Here is a 15,550-nt window from a genome sequence, read left to right on the forward strand (position 1 = left end):
CATCTATTTCTCCCTTTTGTGGAGCTTGGTCAAGCCTCCTGGATGTCCTCCGTAGATAAATACATACTAAACGAAGCGCTTGTGGAGTATGTCGCCTGCGTCATTCACAAGGAATATACTGGAGAAAGCTTTTGGGAGGAAAAGGAACGTTATGTTTCGGAGAATGTGGATAGCACAATGTTGAATAATGTATCGCAAATAGAGGAAGTTACTTACACCGGGGAAGACAGTAATAGTAGCTATTGGCTATACTACACCTATATTCCTCACTGCATTCATCAGAAAGCATTAGTGAGTGGTGGAGATTGGGCGACAGCAGAGCGCATTATCTCTATCTACAAACGAGGCATAGAAACTAATTGGGACGAGGGTACTATGCGCCCCATCCTAAATCAGTTCAAGGACGACTTCGGAATTCATTTGAACAATAAATAAATACACTGAAAGACTTCATCCCGGGGAGTGCATTTGTAGTCAAGAGTTCTTCACTTTTACTTATGATATGAAGATTAACTTCAAGTTGACTAATGCTCTAATAGGGCAGTCAAGTTGAGTTTCAGAAGGTATATGACTCGTCATTAGAACTACTTCTACTGCATTCGTAAAAGTGAAAAGAAAAAGAGCTGCATGAGTTAATTCATGCAGCTCTTTTTTTATTAGGTTTCCGTTAATGTGGAAACGATTATTGCGTTACTCTCTCTAATCGTTTCATTACGGAGAAGATGAATGCAGCTGAAAGCAGGCAGCAAGCAATCAGGATACCCCAGAAGGCCACCAAAGACATCTTATCCCAAAGCGAACCCATAACGCCTACGAGCAAGTTACCTACAGCGGTAGCGGCAAGCCATCCGCCCTGCATCAAGCCGGCATACTGTGGAGGTGCTACTTTGGAAACAAATGACAATCCCATCGGACTCAAGAACAGTTCGGCAAGCGTCAGTACGAAATAGGTCCCGATAAGCGCATTCGGTGATACGAGTGTGCTACTGGTTCCTTGCAACGTACTCGGTGCGGGCAGCCCAACTGAAGTGAACAACAGCACCAAAAAGCCGACGGCTGCCAGTAACATACCGATACCGATTTTGCGCGGAGCCGAAGGTTCTTTGCCTTTGCGTGCCAGAGCAGTGAATATGCCCACTGTAACCGGAGTAAGCAAGATGATAAAGAACGGGTTGAATTGCTGGAAGATCTGCGGTGTAATATTAACGAGCGGTTCGGTAATCGTTCTGATGTCTACAAAATATCCGGCAATTAATAGTATTATACCGGCTATTATCAGCCAAATACCAATCTTTGCATTCTTCTTTCCGCCCAACAGTCCAAAGGTAGATAGGTAGATCCCATACATAAAGACGATAAACGGAATAAGGATAAAGAGAGAGAATGCCATATATTGGCTACTCGAAACCTTGCTGACCGTATAGTCTCGTGCAAAGAATGTCATGGTCAATCCATTTTGATGGAACGACATCCAGAAGAAAATCACCACTACGAATACCAGACCTAAGGCGATAAGGCGTTCGCGAACTTCCTGCTTTGACATAGCCGGAACATCCGTTTTACCTTGCGCTTCAGCTGCCGCCTTAGCTTGTTTCGCTGTTACATCTACCGCTTTCCACGTGCTGCGGAAGATAATGAATATCAGGATGGAGAAAATCAAACTGATACAGGCAACAAAGAATGCCAAGCTATAAGAGTGTGACAGCGTAGCGGTAACGTACTTTTCGCCGAATGCCCTTGGGAAATCACCGGCAGCATCTGCCCCCACAATACTTACCGGCACTTCTGCTTGCGCTACTCTGTCGCGAATAGCTTGCTGAGCAGGTGCATCTTCAGGATTCTTGCTTTGCAGTAGGTTGTAGTCATCTTTAGTAACCATCAGTGCCGGATCGGTAATAGCTTTGCTTTCCGTATACTGGTGCAAGCCGGCAATCTTCAAGTTCAGCAGCACTTCTGCCTCGTCCTCGGGGAACATTACGCCCTCTTTCTTTTTGGCAGCTTTAATCTTGTGTGCTTGTTCTTCTGCAGAAAGAGCGTCAAATCCTTGGTGCTGTGCAGCATATTCGCTGATAAACGCTGCTTCGTCTACCGTTTTGTCGTTCAATTTGACGTAGTTGTTCGGTATGGACGCATCGTAATAGAATTGTTCGCGACCGAGGATTGAGTTCGTAATTGCATTACCCACGCTGGGTGCAAAGAAAGCACCAATATTGATGAACATATAGAATATGGAAAATGCCATATCTCTGTTCTTGGAATAAGCGGGGTTATCGTACAATTTACCCACAAGTGCCTGCAAATTACCCTTAAAGAGTCCTGTTCCGCAGGAAATGAGGATAAGTGCGATAAACATTACCGTCAATCCAGCAGCAGCTGTGCCTAAAGGTAGCCCCAAAATGAGGTAACCTGCGAACATAATGCTTATCCCGATCAGAATCGTCTTGCCATATCCAAGCCATTTGTCAGCGATGATACCGCCAAAAACAGGCAAGAAATAGATGAGTGCAAGGAAGCTCCCGTAGATAACACTGGTTACGGCAGACGAAAAGCCGAACTTCGCCTGCAAATAGAGCGTTAGTATGGCTATCATGGTATAATAGCCGAAACGCTCACCCATATTGGCTAACGCCAACACAATTAATCCTTTTGGATGATTCTTAAACATATTATAGTCAGTTAATATTGTGTTTGCTGTTGTCTATCTGTTGTCTATTGCTCCGTTGCCTCTCTTATATCTATGAGAGCTCCGGTAGTTATGTCAAACTGCACTGCCAGATTGCTATTCCGGCTGCGTCCCATACGTATTGAAAGAGAGCGCTTTGTGCCAAATTGTGTTAAGACGAGCTCTTTTTCCGCTATGAGTCGATCCGATTGATAGAGGCTTACTTGAGCTTGTCCCGGTACATTGTATATGATTCCCTTGAGTTTTGATAGGTCTTTCTCTTCTTCAGGCGACAACACAGCCTCCATAATGGAAGAGTATCTCAAAGTAATAAGCTCACCTCTGTGCATCTCTGTACCTATAAACCCATTTTCTTTGGAGAAACGGGTAAGGGCTAGGGGAGTAGTGGCTTTATCAGGTAAGACCCTGAATCGCTTGATGTATTTATGTGTGCTCTCCGTTCCATAAAAAAGAGCTTCAATAGAGGCTATCTGAGATTGTAGCGTACTTACCATAAGTCGGAAAGCTTCACCCTCATGCGGGGCATTCTCTGCTTTGCCACTAATCAGCAACTGTAGATTCTCTTTTAGGTCAAAGAGTGTTTGTGCCGCTATTTCGGCACGCTTAGCTTCAGAAGTAGCAAACCCATACTCAGCAGGAAAAACAGGGTCAATCTTTGTTTCTTTCGTTTGCAGCTCTTGGGTATAGTCTGTTTCACTCTTGGTGGGAAGTATAGCCGGGGTCGCATTGATGGCGGCTAATATGCCTTCACGTGTGAGCGATAGATAGCTGGAAGCAGTCTGAGGGCGAAACTCAACGGTATAGATTTCCTCTTCGTTTACGATGCCTTCCGTAGCTATTTCTGCTAAGGTTAGTTTATTCTCTTTTGATGCTTGCTCAGTAGCCTTTCTCCCAAGGAGTAGCTCTGCGTAGCGGGCATAGCAACCCGGGGTGAAAAGCCCCTCCTCGGCATGGAGCGTTATGACGATACGTGTTTTAGGTAAAAAATAGGTAATACCTTTCTCCTTCACGTCTACGGAGTAGATGCGTCTTGTTACCTCTTGTGCTGAGAGTGTGCCAAACGTGCCAAGTAGTAATAAAAATAGACTTGCAATCGTGCACACGTAATATCTATTGACCTTCATTGACTACAAAACTAACTCTTTTTACTGACATTATTGTCAATTTATAGTACCCTTCTTTGTGTTTAAGGTACTTCTACGGGCAAGGCTTTTTTGCGGAATGCTCCTTGATATACGATCAATTATTTTTCAATAGGTCATCATGTAGAAAAAAAGATGCCCCCTTCCAGCAAGTGGAAAGGGGGCCCTTTCAGTATTGAAAAACAGTACTTATTGTCGAGCTATATGGCATACATCACGTACTTAAACAGCTCATTTATAGAAGAATACGAAAAAGAATTTTGTCTCTGTCTCAATGAAATAATTTACTTTCTATTGGACTTATTGCGTTGCGATTGCCTTTTCCCGCCTTGTGTACCCTTTACAGCTTCTTCAATCTGAGCACGCGTAAAACTGCCATTCAGATCTATGGCTACGAAGTTATCCGGCTCATCCACTATTAGGTAAAGGTTTTTCGCTTTATTGCCTTTCATTCGCCCCACGAAGTATACGCTTGTATCACTATCTTTATAAGAAAACAGCCTTTCAAAAAGCTTGTTGCTCTCTTCGAGTGCTGGTGCAAATGTTTTACGTAAAACACGCATTTGCTCCAATATGTCGGATGAGTAGATGTAGATGTAGCTAACTTCTCTCATCAACTGAGCCAATCCGGGTATATCGCTATTTGCTCCGGTAAATTCCAAGTTGCTGTTCTTTATCATAGTGGGCGAGAGATACACTACGGTAACACCACTAATATTCTGCAGTGCCTTTACGTTAATTTCTTGCTGTGCACTAGCGTTTCCGCTAGACAAAAGGCATAGCATGGTAACCAAACTTATGAAATGTGTAATTTGTCTCATTTTGTATATAGCGGTTGTTGTTATTCGTTTACTTCTGTGTATCCGGCCGGATCAGCGAATACTTGGAGTTGGTCAAGTGAAGCGTTGATCAGATTGTCCGTTTCGTTTAGGTGCTGATAAAGAGCCTCTCGTTGCGTTATACTTTCTTGAAAGCAGTCGTGTAGCATTCGGTAGGCTCTTTCGGCTTGATCGTTTACATCTGCTTGGTAGAGAGGAACGCCATTTATGGTACTTTGGTTCATCTTACGAAGAGAGTGTGTCAAGTACCCACTGCCTCCCAAAAGAATAATCGCAGACGCTGCAACTATTAGATATTGTCGCAGGTGAAACTTTAATGTTTTGGGCTTTAGCTGTTCGGCTTCGGCCATCATGCCTTCAATTACAGCGAGCTCCTGTCGATAGCGACTCTCTTTGGGTTGACCGAGTAAGAGTAAGTGAAGACGGAGCTCCTCCTCAGGAGTAGTCTCCCCCTCCCAATAGCGATCCAATAGCTCTTGTAAAGACTCTATGGGGGCTACTTTTACTTCTTGCTTTGCTTCGTTCATCTCTTATTCTCTTTTTCTTTGTTTGTTTCATCCAACAGTAGGCTGCGGGCTTCTTTTCTGAGTCGGCTCAGTGCACTACGTACAGTGCTCTCTTCAAGACCTAAGCGGTCGGCTGTTTCTTGGTTACTCAGCATCTCATACTGGCGCATCCTAAATATACTGCGTTGGGGTTCTTTTAATCCTGAAGCCCACTTTTTGAGCTTCTCCTCTTTTTCTTGTGCAACCAACTGCTCATGCGGGTCGCTCCACGCATCGGCGAGCACTTCTACCTGTGTGCTGTCAAGATCGCTCTTCAGTTGTGAAGCAGGGCTCTTTAGTTTGTCTAAGCAATGATTGCGCGCTACACGTATCGCGTATGCTTTGGGACTACGTACCTCATCAAGTCTTTCCCTTTCCTCCCAGAGCTTTAGGTATATATCTTGTACCATATCTTCCGCTCCACTATCATTTTTGAGCATGGAGAGACAGACTCGCTCGATCAAGCTGCGTAATGGAAGAAATGTTTTTGTAAAGGTGGCTCCATTCATTACACTTTCCATTAGCACTTTATAAGGATGGGTAGTCCTTTGTTGTTTGCATCTTGCTTTGCTCTTTCTCTTCTTTACTATGGGCCCTTTCTTTCGCCCCTCTACTGATAAGACGAAGAAAGAGGGGATTTGTTGCATGCTCCCCTCGTCAAATTTCAAAGGTAATGATCAGAGTACTTTGAATATATACTATTTCTAGGGAGACTTTTCCCTCTGATTTGAGCAGCTCTTGAGTGGGTGACATTTTTATCTGTATGTATTAAGAGAAACATCTGTACCTTTTGATGGAAACATCTATATCTTTTGTTTGAAAGATCTGTACCTTTTGAAGCTTGTTGCTTAACTTACTGATGAGAAAAATATCGGCTTTAGATAAGAGCGTGTTATGAATGTGCCTTAAGGTATCTTTTTCTCTGTAATACGAATATTGTATTATACACTTTGTTGTGTTGTGTTTTAGAGGGTAGTCGTATTGTGCAGTTCTTCTTTGTTTTGATAAATTTTGCTTCTTTAAGGCAGTAGGTGATGAATGCGCAGATTGATAGATCGCTCATTGAGAGTGAGGATTTGTGCTTAATATTTACTATCTTTGCGGTGAAATATAGGTAGCCCTGTCTATTCGTGTGTAGCATGCAGAGGTACCTGGTTTTTTTGTTTGAAGCAAAACAGTAACAAATATACAGACAAGATGGACCAAAAGATCCGTGAACTAACAGACAAAATTTTCAACGAAGGCGTTGAGAAGGGTAGAGAAGAAGCTGACAAAATATTAGCAGAAGCTCAGAAAAAGAGCATGGAAATGCTTGAAGATGCCCGGAGAGAGGCGGAGGCAATTCGCAAGAACGCTGAGAAGGGGAGAGATGAGTTGAAGAGCAATACGACATCAGAGCTGAAGCTTTACACGGGTCAAACGATCCAAGCCTTACGTACTTCTATAGCAGATACGATTACCGATAAGGTAGTTTCAGAAGCTGTAAGTAAAACAGTTAGTGATCCCTCTTTCCTTCAGGGACTTATTGCAAAGATTGTAAGTAACTGGACTCCGGGAGAAGAGATTGTGATAGAAACAGCCGATGCAAAAGCTTTAGAGGCATATTTTGCAAAAGAGGCGAAAGATCTCTTGGATAAGGGCTTGGTGATAAAGGAAGCTGCAGGTAGAGCTACCGAGTTTACAATTAAACCCCAAAACGGCTCCTATAAGATAGATTTTGGAGAAAGTGAGCTTGTAGAGCTTTTTAAGAGCTTCTTGCGTCCTCGTTTGGTCGAAATGCTTTTCTAGCATAGGGTGGTGTAATGGCTAAGTATTATGCTACGATCGCCGGGCTGCCCAATATCGGCGTAGACGATCGTAAATTACCTTTCGGTTCACAATACTTTGTGGGCGAACTGAAGAGTGTGCTGACTCCACATGACTGGCACTTGCTCTCCATACTGCGTATGGAAGAAGAGCAGCATTTCCTTATTGATTTTCTGACTGATGCCGAAAAGGCCAAAGAGGCTAAGGAGCAACCAACTCTCTTCTCCTATGAGGAGTTGGAAGAGGCCTTGTCTTTACTCAAGAAGGGTGCTAAGTTGAAAAAGAATGCTTTGCCCCGCTATTTTTTCCCTTTCTTTGAGGCGTTCGTTCTCGATAAAGGGGAAGAGGAAGAGCAGGATGAAGAGGAAAAGCGCGAATGGCCTGAGCGGTTGGAGGATAAGCTGTCGGACTTCTATTATGCTTACGCAATGGAGTGTGGCAATGAATTTGTAGAGGAGTGGAGCAAACTTAATCTTAATATAAAGAATGTATTTGCCGCCTTCACCAGCCGTAAACTGGGTTGGAATCCCAAAGAGTTTATTGTGGGAAACGGAGAAGTTGAAGACAAACTGCGTAAAAGCACGAATCAGTCCTTCGGCTTAACTGAGGATGATATTAGCTATCTCAGTGAATTGACCTCAGTGCAGAACGAAACAGATATAACTCGTCGCGAACGCATGATCGATCTGATCAAATGGCGTTGGTTGGAGGATAAGACCTTTGATAAGGTTTTTGATATAGAAGCACTGCTGGCTTACTATCTGCAGTTACGCATTATTGAGCGTTGGACAGGACTGAACGAACAGATAGGAGAGGAGACTTTCCGCTCTATAGTGGCTACACTGAAGCGCGAGAGTAACCGTTCTTTGGAAGAGTTTAAAAGAAATCAAAAAAAGTAATATAACCCATGACGAAAGGTGTTGTTAAAGGGATCGTATCTAACCTTGTGACCTTAGAGGTAGACGGCCCAGTGGCGCAGAATGAGATCTGCTACATCACAGTTGGAGAGGCACGCCTCATGAGCGAGGTCATCAAGATTACAGGCAGCAATGTTTATGTACAAGTCTTTGAGAGCACTCGAGGTATGCGAGTAGGCGACGCAGCTGAGTTTACCAACCATATGTTGGAAGTGACTTTGGGTCCAGGTATGCTTTCGAAAAACTACGATGGACTGCAAAATGACCTCGACGCCATGACGGGTATATTCCTTAAGCGCGGAGACTATACCTCTCCAATTGATGAGGAGCGCGTGTGGCATTTTACCCCTATTGCTAAAGTGGGTGATAAGGTAGAGGCAGCCAGCTGGTTAGGTGAAGTAACGGAGAATTTCCAACCTCATAAGATTATGGTTCCTTTTAAATTTGAAGGAATCTATAAGGTTGTAAGCCTTAAGGCAGAAGGCGACTACAAGGCAAAAGATGAAATTGCTGTATTGGAAGATGCTGAAGGCAATAAGCATAGTGTAACCATGATACAGCATTGGCCTGTAAAGCGTGCTATTCCCTGCTATAAAGAAAAACCGCGTCCCTTCAAGTTACTTGAGACCGGGGTGCGTACCTTGGATACCTTGAACCCTATTGTAGAGGGGGGTACGGGATTTATCCCCGGCCCGTTCGGTACCGGTAAGACAGTGCTACAGCATGCTATCTCAAAGCAGGCTGAAGCAGATATAGTGATTATGGCAGCGTGCGGAGAGCGTGCGAATGAGGTAGTAGAAATATTTGTGGAGTTCCCTGAGCTTGAAGACCCGCACACAGGTCGTAAGCTGATGGAGCGTACCATTATTATTGCTAACACATCAAACATGCCGGTGGCCGCTCGAGAGGCTTCCGTGTATACAGCAATGACGATTGCTGAGTACTATCGTTCTATGGGGCTTCGCGTATTGCTAATGGCTGACTCAACGTCTCGTTGGGCTCAGGCTTTGCGTGAGATGTCAAACCGCCTGGAAGAGCTTCCAGGACCTGATGCATTCCCGATGGACCTTTCTGCTATCGTAGCTAATTTCTATGCTCGTGCCGGTTACGTAATACTCAACAATGGTAAGCCGGGTAGTGTTACATTTATCGGTACAGTATCCCCCGCCGGAGGTAACTTGAAAGAGCCTGTAACAGAGAATACGAAAAAGGTGGCTCGCTGCTTCTATGCCTTGGAACAGCTTCGTGCAGATAGAAAACGTTATCCTGCAGTGAACCCTATTGATAGCTACTCAAAGTATATTGAGTATCCTGAATTTGAGAACTACGTGAGTGAACGTATCTCTCCGGATTGGTTGGGTATGGTGAACGATGCCAAGATGCGCTTGCATCAAGGTAAGGAGATCGCTGAGCAAATCAATATTCTTGGAGATGACGGGGTACCTGTTGAATACCATACCATATATTGGAAGAGTGAGCTTATTGACTTTGTGATTCTTCAGCAGGATGCATTTGACGAAATTGACCGAAATTGTCCGTTGGAGCGTCAGGAATATATGCTTAACCTCGTAATGGATATATGTCGTAGAGACTTTGCTTTTGAGGACTTCAATGAGGTAATGCACTTCTTCCGCGAGTTGATCAATGCTCTTAAGCAGATGAACTTCACCGAATTCAAGGGAGCTGAATTTAATAGCTACTTAGAGCGAGTGAAGGCTATGGTAGAGGAAAACACAACCGAGAAATAAATCCTGAGAGAACGCGATACAAATTATGGCACAATTAGCTCTTAAAAAAGTATATACAAAAATATCGAACGTGACCAAAGCTACTTGTATGCTACATGCTACAGGTGTTGGTAACGATGAGTTGGCTACCATTGATGGGCGTTTGGCTCAGGTGGTAAAGATTATCGGAGAGGAGGTTACGCTACAGGTTTTTGCCGGTACGGATGGCATTCCGACCAATGCAGAGGTCGTTTTCTTGGGTAAGGCTCCCTCATTGAAAGTAGGTGAGCAGCTCTCCGGACGCTTCTTTAATGCCTATGGAGAGCCTATTGATGGCGGTCCCTCTCCTGAAGGTAAGGAAATGGAGATCGGTGGTCCTAGTGTGAATCCGGTGCGTCGAGAGCAACCCAGTGAGTTGATCGCTACCGGTATTGCAGGTATTGACTTGAACAATACGCTTGTAACAGGGCAGAAGATACCATTCTTTGCAGACCCCGACCAGCCGTTTAATGAGGTAATGGCTATGGTGGCTCTTCGTGCTAAGAGTGATAAGATTATTCTCGGGGGAATGGGTATGACCAATGACGACTACTTATTCTTCAAGAATACATTTAGCAATGCAGGAGCACTCGACAGAATCGTGAGCTTTATCAATACGACTGAAGACCCATCTGTAGAGCGTTTGTTAATCCCTGATATGGCTCTTACCGCTGCAGAGTACTTTGCAGTGGAAAAGAACGAGAAGGTGCTGGTCCTCTTGACCGACATGACAAACTATGCGGATGCCCTTGCTATTGTCTCGAACCGTATGGATCAAATCCCCTCAAAGGACTCTATGCCGGGTTCTCTTTATTCGGATTTGGCTAAGATCTATGAAAAGGCTGTTCAATTCCCTTCAGGAGGATCTATTACCATCATTGCGGTAACCACACTCTCGGGAGGCGATATTACGCACGCCGTACCGGATAATACGGGGTATATTACGGAAGGACAGTTATACTTGCGCCGCGATACCAATGTCGGAAAGGTTATTGTAGACCCCTTCCGCTCCTTGTCACGCTTGAAGCAACAGGTAATTGGTAAGCGCACTCGTGAGGATCACCCGCAGGTGATGAATGCTGCTGTACGTCTCTTCTCGGATGCTTCTAATGCACAGACAAAGCTGGAGAATGGTTTCGACCTTACGGACTATGACAACCGTACACTGGCCTTTGCAGAAGACTACTCTCGTCAGTTGCTGGCTATCGACGTTAATGTGGATACTACTGAAATGTTAGATATTGCATGGGAGCTTTTTGCAAAGCATTTTACTCCATCAGAAGTTAATATCAGGCAATCCCTTGTCGATACCTATTGGAAGGGAGACAAAAAAGAAACAAAAGAGGCCAAGGCAGAGGCATAATCAGCTATTATGCTTAGGTAGTTAATTGCTATGGCTATTAAGTTTCAATATAACAAGACCTCACTGCAACAGCAGGAAAAGCAGCTTAAGATGCGTGAGCGTACCTTGCCCACGATCAAGAGTAAAGAGAGTGCGTTGCGGCTTGAGGTAAAGAAGACTAGGCGAGAGGTTGAAAAGCTAGAGGCAGAGTTGGAGGAGGGAATCCAAAGCTATCAGCATATGGTAGGCTTGTGGAACGAGTTCGATACATCGCTGATCTCGGTGGAGGATGTACGTCTCTCTACTAAGAAAGTAGCCGGTGTGTTGGTGCCTGTATTAGACGGCATCGACTTTGAGGTAAAGCCTTTTAGTCTTTTCAACTCACCCTCTTGGTTTGCTGAGGGATTAGATTTGCTTAAGGTACTGGCGACAACGGGTATAGAAGCTGAGTTCCTAGAGCTAAAGTTAGAGTTCCTCGAGTTTGCTCGTCGTAAGACAACCCAGAAGGTTAATCTCTTTGAGAAAGTACAAATACCCGGTTACAAGGATGCTATTCGTAAGATCAAGCGTTACTTGGAAGACGAAGAGAGTCTTTCAAAGGCTTCGCAAAAGATCATGCGTACTAACTTGGAACTAAAAGAACGAAAGGCTAAGGAGATAGATCTATGATAGAGAAAATGAGAAAATACCTCTTTATGACTTATCATAGAGAGTATGAAGCTTTCCTCCGTGAGTTACGCTCCTTAGGGGTAGTACAGATCAAAGAGAATAAGAATACGAAGGAGATAGAGACCTTGCAGTCTCTCTTGGCCAAGCGTAAGGAGATCGAAACTCTTGCTCGCCGCACCAAGATGCTTCAATCTAAAGAGGTAGAGAGTAAGGAAGCCCAAATGCTTACCAACGCTGCTGAGGGGGAGGCGCTCATTAAGGAGATTAACGATCTTACGGCTCGTGCAGAGCTGCTTAAACAGCAGGTTGATGCACAAAAGCGTGATATCAGCTATTGGTCTATATGGGGCGATTATAGTATCGATACTATGTCGGCTCTTGCAGAAAAGGGATATCCTATTCGTTTTTACTCAGTACCTACCAATGCGTACGAGCAGGCTTGGGAAAAGGAGTACAATGCCGTACCTATCAATGAATATCGTGCCCATACCTACTTTGTAACGGTAGGAGGGCCTCAAGAGCACAATATAGAGGCTGAGGAGGTAAAGGCACCTAAGTACTCTTTGACAGAGCTTCAGTCGCACCTTGAGTTACTTGAAGCTGAATTGGAAAAGACGAATCAGGCTATTACTGATTTTGCAGACAATAAGCTTCACTTGCTTGAGGGCTATATTCAATACCTTGATCGCGAGTATGACTTCTCTAATGCCTTGATACAGGCGCAGGATGAGGCTGATGCTTCACTTAAAGTAGTGGAAGGCTGGGTACCTGAAAAGCAGGCAGCCGCCTTGGAGCGTGCTTTAAGCGATACGCCCACTTACTATACCCGCATGGATATAGAGGCAAATGACAATGTGCCTGTGAAGTTGAATAACAACTCGTATGCGAAGCTCTTTGAGCCTATTACGAAAATGTATTCGCTTCCCAACTATAGTGAAATAGACATTACGATGCTCTTTGCACCGTTCTTTATGCTCTTTTTCGCTCTCTGTTTGGGAGATGGAGGCTATGGATTGTTGCTTCTTTCTGTGGCCACATTCGTTAAATATCGTGCTAAAAAAGGCTCTGCCAAGCGCTCTGTTTGTGCCCTGTTGCAGTGGTTAGGAGGTACAGCTGCTGTAGTGGGCTCGCTTATGGGTACTATATTTGGTATGGTTATGCCTTGGGCAGGAGATAGTCTACTGGGCTCGGTGCGCGACGATTACTTCTTAAACCAAAATAATATGATGACGCTCTCCATTGTATTGGGGTTGATTCAGATTATCCTTGGTAAGTTTATCGCAGGTTACAAAATATCAAAGCAGAAGGGTTTCAAATATGGGCTTTCTACCTATGCGTGGGCTTTATTCATCCTTGTCGGTATTTTATCGTTGGGACTACCTAAGATAGCCGGGGCTATACCCCAGTGGCTGATCTATACTATGTACGGCATAGCCGGCTTATCGCTTTTGGTGGCTCTCTTCTACAATATGCCGGGGAAGAATATTTTCCTCAACTTGGGCTCCGGACTTTGGACTTCGTATAACGTTGCTTCCGGACTCTTAGGAGATACGCTTTCGTACATTCGTCTATTTGCTATCGGGCTTACCGGTGGTATTTTGGGTGGTGTATTCAATAACTTGGCTGTAAGTGTCTCTTCCGGCATGCCACCGGTAGTGAACTTTATTGTGGCAGCGATTATCCTGCTCTTTGGCCATGGGCTAAACTTTGGGCTGTGTATGATCAGCTCCTTTGTGCATCCGCTTCGTCTTACTTTCGTGGAGTTCTACAAGAACAGCGAATTTGAAGGCGGTGGTCTACCGTACAAACCTCTTAAGTAAATAAATAATAAAACAATACTAAACCAATCAAACTCAAAACAAAGTATGATTAATGAAATTCTTATCTATGTGGGTATCGCTATTATGGTAGCACTCATCGGCATCGGTTCCGCTATTGGAGTTACAATTTGCGGTAATACCACAGTAGGGGCAATGAAGAAGAACCCCGGAGGCTTAGGCTCATATATCGGTCTCTCCGCATTGCCTAGCTCACAAGGTCTGTATGGATTCGTTGGTTTCTTCTTAGCCACCAACTTAGTAACTACTCTAATTCAAAACGGCGCAGTAAATGCTATTTCTGCGTGGGCTATCTTTGGCGGTTGCTTAGCTTTAGGTGTCGTTGGTCTTGTATCTGCCATTCGCCAGGCTCAGGTTTGTGCTAATGGTATCAAGACGATTGGTAATGGCGATAACGTATTCGGTGCTACTATGGTGATGGCCGTATTCCCCGAGCTTTACGCTATTTTGGCGCTGCTGGTTGTCATTCTTATCTTCGGTGCCGTTCCCGGATGGGTTGGTATCGCTGCGTAAGGCACGATTTAATATAACAAGCTTAGATTTTACGCGGAGTTGCTCGCAAGAGTAACTCCGCTTTCTTTGTGCTGTAGGGCAGAAATGGGCTTCTCCTGCTCGCTTCGTTTGGACGCAAGTAGCGGCCCGTTGATTCGGATCTTGTAGCGTGCCGGATAGGTCTTACCGTGTGGAGCGTGCGTTGTGTGGCAAAAAAAAGCACCTGTCCTAAGATAAGAACAGGCGCTTGGTAGCGTTGACGCAGCGGCTATTTGTGTGCTTCCGCTACGCGCTTCTGATCGGCAATAAATGCAGCTAATCCACTGTCGGTAAGTGGGTGCTTGAGCAAGCCCTTGATGGCAGCAAGCGGACAGGTAGCTACGTCGGCACCGACCTCCAGACACTCAATAATGTGGCGCGTGTGCCGTATGCTGGCAGCGAGTACCTCCGTCCGGAATCCATAGTAACGGAATACATTGACGATCTGCCCGATCAGTCCCACTCCGTCGCCGCTAATATCATCTACCCGGCCGACAAAAGGCGATACATAGGTGGCGCCTGCCTTGGCAGCAAGAAGCGCCTGCCCGAGATTGAAGATGAGCGTGCAATTGGTACGTATGCCCTCACTCGAAAGCGTGCGAACCGTTTTGATCCCATCTTCGGTGGCGGGTACTTTTACTACGATATTTTTGTGTAGTGCAGCCAATTCGCGCCCTTCTTTTACCATATCTTCGTAGGTAGTGGAGAGCACTTCGGCACTTACATCGCCATTCACGATTTGGCAGATGCGCAGATAGTGCTCGCGGCACGCCTTGTCACCTGCAATTCCTTCCTTAGCCATCAGAGACGGATTGGTGGTTACACCGTCCAATACGCCTAATGCGTTGGCTTCCTTGATCTGCTCTAAATTAGCTGTGTCAACGAAAAACTTCATTTCTTTGATATTGTTGTTTTGTGTTACTATTCTTCTTTCGGCTCTCTTTGCGGTTCATCAGGTCGGGTGAACCAAGAGGCATAAATGGAGTAGTTGTGCGCAATGCGCTGATTCATGGTAGCGGCCTGATCGGGGGATACCTGCTTGATCATTTTGGCAGGGCAGCCGGCCCAAAGGGTATGTGGCGGTACGACCGTATCTTTGAGTACTACGGCACCTGCAGCTATGATGGCGCCTTCGCCTATTACGGCGTGGTCCATAACTACACTGCCCATACCGATGAGCGCATAGTCCTCTATCTTCGCACCGTGTATCACCACATTATGCCCGATGGATACATAGTTGCCAATCTCAATGGTAGACTTTTGGTAAAGGGTGTGCAGCACACTGCCATCCTGTATATTGACATTATTGCCAATGCGGATGCTATTGACATCACCGCGCACCACGGCATTGAACCATACACTGCAATTATCGCCCATTACTACGTCGCCCACCACACAAGCTCCCTCTGCGAGGAATAGATTGGTGCCTGTAACAGGGGTGAAGCCCCTTACCGGAATAATCTTTCCCATAA

At 45.0% G+C, this 15,550-nt stretch carries 15 protein-coding genes (1 of these 15 cut by a window edge); 8 read left to right on the forward strand and 7 right to left on the reverse strand.

Translation table 11 applies throughout. The features are described 5' to 3' along the window. Positions 1 to 435 carry the end of a hypothetical protein gene (locus ACLWMH_RS02790; protein WP_411915228.1) on the forward strand. Its footprint begins 1,050 nt before the window's first position, so only the last 435 of its 1,485 coding nucleotides appear in the window; its start codon lies off the left edge, out of view; it ends in the stop codon at positions 433 to 435. A 247-nt stretch (positions 436 to 682) separates the two neighbouring features. Here the strand turns inward: ACLWMH_RS02790 and ACLWMH_RS02795 are convergent, their stop codons facing one another. The 5 genes from ACLWMH_RS02795 to ACLWMH_RS02815 form a co-directional block, all read right to left on the reverse strand. After that, positions 683 to 2,665: a peptide MFS transporter gene (locus ACLWMH_RS02795; protein ID WP_411915229.1), complete on the reverse strand. Its 1,983-nt coding sequence runs from the start codon at positions 2,663 to 2,665 to the stop codon at positions 683 to 685. Between the two features lie 44 nt (positions 2,666 to 2,709). Continuing rightward, complete coding sequence (locus ACLWMH_RS02800) at positions 2,710 to 3,807, reverse strand: DUF4831 family protein (protein WP_411915230.1); 1,098 nt, start codon at positions 3,805 to 3,807, stop codon at positions 2,710 to 2,712. A gap of 302 nt (positions 3,808 to 4,109) precedes the next feature. Next, positions 4,110 to 4,646 (reverse strand): DUF4252 domain-containing protein, encoded by a 537-nt coding sequence (locus ACLWMH_RS02805; RefSeq protein ID WP_411915231.1) that lies wholly within the window; start codon positions 4,644 to 4,646, stop codon positions 4,110 to 4,112. A gap of 20 nt (positions 4,647 to 4,666) precedes the next feature. Further along, the gene (locus ACLWMH_RS02810) at positions 4,667 to 5,191 is read right to left on the reverse strand and encodes a hypothetical protein (protein WP_411915232.1); all 525 of its coding nucleotides are present in this window, start codon (positions 5,189 to 5,191) and stop codon (positions 4,667 to 4,669) included. Beyond that, a complete protein-coding gene (locus tag ACLWMH_RS02815; protein WP_411915233.1) occupies positions 5,188 to 5,856 on the reverse strand; it encodes an RNA polymerase sigma factor in 669 nt (222 codons plus the stop codon). The genes ACLWMH_RS02810 and ACLWMH_RS02815 overlap by 4 nt, the downstream gene beginning before the upstream one ends. Before the next feature lie 550 nt (positions 5,857 to 6,406). Between ACLWMH_RS02815 and ACLWMH_RS02820 the strand changes: the two genes are divergently transcribed. Genes ACLWMH_RS02820 through ACLWMH_RS02850 form a run of 7 tightly spaced genes read left to right on the forward strand, consistent with a single transcriptional unit; the run spans position 6,407 to position 14,060 of the window. Beyond that, positions 6,407 to 6,997: a hypothetical protein gene (locus ACLWMH_RS02820; RefSeq protein WP_411915234.1), complete on the forward strand. Its 591-nt coding sequence runs from the start codon at positions 6,407 to 6,409 to the stop codon at positions 6,995 to 6,997. Between the two features lie 14 nt (positions 6,998 to 7,011). Further along, positions 7,012 to 7,914 carry a DUF2764 family protein gene (locus ACLWMH_RS02825; protein ID WP_411915235.1) on the forward strand — a complete coding sequence of 301 codons (903 nt, stop codon included), beginning with the start codon at positions 7,012 to 7,014 and terminating at the stop codon, positions 7,912 to 7,914. An 8-nt stretch (positions 7,915 to 7,922) separates the two neighbouring features. Continuing rightward, the gene (locus tag ACLWMH_RS02830) at positions 7,923 to 9,680 is read left to right on the forward strand and encodes a V-type ATP synthase subunit A (protein ID WP_411915236.1); all 1,758 of its coding nucleotides are present in this window, start codon (positions 7,923 to 7,925) and stop codon (positions 9,678 to 9,680) included. A gap of 25 nt (positions 9,681 to 9,705) precedes the next feature. Further along, complete coding sequence (locus ACLWMH_RS02835; protein ID WP_411915237.1) at positions 9,706 to 11,061, forward strand: V-type ATP synthase subunit B; 1,356 nt, start codon at positions 9,706 to 9,708, stop codon at positions 11,059 to 11,061. A gap of 30 nt (positions 11,062 to 11,091) precedes the next feature. After that, entirely contained in the window at positions 11,092 to 11,709 is a 618-nt protein-coding gene (locus tag ACLWMH_RS02840; RefSeq protein ID WP_411915238.1) for a V-type ATP synthase subunit D, read from the forward strand. A 26-nt stretch (positions 11,710 to 11,735) separates the two neighbouring features. Continuing rightward, positions 11,736 to 13,529: a V-type ATP synthase subunit I gene (locus ACLWMH_RS02845; protein WP_411915239.1), complete on the forward strand. Its 1,794-nt coding sequence runs from the start codon at positions 11,736 to 11,738 to the stop codon at positions 13,527 to 13,529. A 45-nt stretch (positions 13,530 to 13,574) separates the two neighbouring features. After that, a complete protein-coding gene (locus tag ACLWMH_RS02850) occupies positions 13,575 to 14,060 on the forward strand; it encodes an ATPase (protein ID WP_411915240.1) in 486 nt (161 codons plus the stop codon). A 247-nt stretch (positions 14,061 to 14,307) separates the two neighbouring features. On the opposite strand, the gene fsa is transcribed toward ACLWMH_RS02850, so the two are convergent. Both fsa and ACLWMH_RS02860 read right to left on the reverse strand, forming a co-directional pair. Then, positions 14,308 to 14,973, reverse strand: a complete 666-nt coding sequence (gene fsa / locus ACLWMH_RS02855; RefSeq protein ID WP_411915241.1) for a fructose-6-phosphate aldolase — start codon at positions 14,971 to 14,973, stop codon at positions 14,308 to 14,310. A 26-nt stretch (positions 14,974 to 14,999) separates the two neighbouring features. After that, complete coding sequence (locus ACLWMH_RS02860) at positions 15,000 to 15,548, reverse strand: gamma carbonic anhydrase family protein (protein WP_411915242.1); 549 nt, start codon at positions 15,546 to 15,548, stop codon at positions 15,000 to 15,002. Positions 15,549 to 15,550: the final 2 nt, after the last annotated feature.

It is taken from the genome of Porphyromonas miyakawae, from assembly GCF_045865415.1.
GTDB classification, from domain to species: Bacteria; Bacteroidota; Bacteroidia; order Bacteroidales; family Porphyromonadaceae; genus Porphyromonas; species Porphyromonas miyakawae.

Bases quoted from the DNA above. Each gene is read 5' to 3' on its own strand.
- ACLWMH_RS02795 (WP_411915229.1), bottom strand. From the start codon at position 2,665: ATGTTTAAGAATCATCCAAAAGGATTAATTGTGTTGGCGTTAGCCAAT.
- ACLWMH_RS02800 (WP_411915230.1), bottom strand. From the start codon at position 3,807: ATGAAGGTCAATAGATATTACGTGTGCACGATTGCAAGTCTATTTTTA.
- ACLWMH_RS02805 (WP_411915231.1), bottom strand. From the start codon at position 4,646: ATGAGACAAATTACACATTTCATAAGTTTGGTTACCATGCTATGCCTT.
- ACLWMH_RS02810 (WP_411915232.1), bottom strand. From the start codon at position 5,191: ATGAACGAAGCAAAGCAAGAAGTAAAAGTAGCCCCCATAGAGTCTTTA.
- ACLWMH_RS02815 (WP_411915233.1), bottom strand. From the start codon at position 5,856: ATGCAACAAATCCCCTCTTTCTTCGTCTTATCAGTAGAGGGGCGAAAG.
- ACLWMH_RS02820 (WP_411915234.1), top strand. From the start codon at position 6,407: ATGGACCAAAAGATCCGTGAACTAACAGACAAAATTTTCAACGAAGGC.
- ACLWMH_RS02825 (WP_411915235.1), top strand. From the start codon at position 7,012: ATGGCTAAGTATTATGCTACGATCGCCGGGCTGCCCAATATCGGCGTA.
- ACLWMH_RS02830 (WP_411915236.1), top strand. From the start codon at position 7,923: ATGACGAAAGGTGTTGTTAAAGGGATCGTATCTAACCTTGTGACCTTA.
- ACLWMH_RS02835 (WP_411915237.1), top strand. From the start codon at position 9,706: ATGGCACAATTAGCTCTTAAAAAAGTATATACAAAAATATCGAACGTG.
- ACLWMH_RS02840 (WP_411915238.1), top strand. From the start codon at position 11,092: ATGGCTATTAAGTTTCAATATAACAAGACCTCACTGCAACAGCAGGAA.
- ACLWMH_RS02845 (WP_411915239.1), top strand. From the start codon at position 11,736: ATGACTTATCATAGAGAGTATGAAGCTTTCCTCCGTGAGTTACGCTCC.
- ACLWMH_RS02850 (WP_411915240.1), top strand. From the start codon at position 13,575: ATGATTAATGAAATTCTTATCTATGTGGGTATCGCTATTATGGTAGCA.
- fsa (WP_411915241.1), bottom strand. From the start codon at position 14,973: ATGAAGTTTTTCGTTGACACAGCTAATTTAGAGCAGATCAAGGAAGCC.
- ACLWMH_RS02860 (WP_411915242.1), bottom strand. From the start codon at position 15,548: ATGGGAAAGATTATTCCGGTAAGGGGCTTCACCCCTGTTACAGGCACC.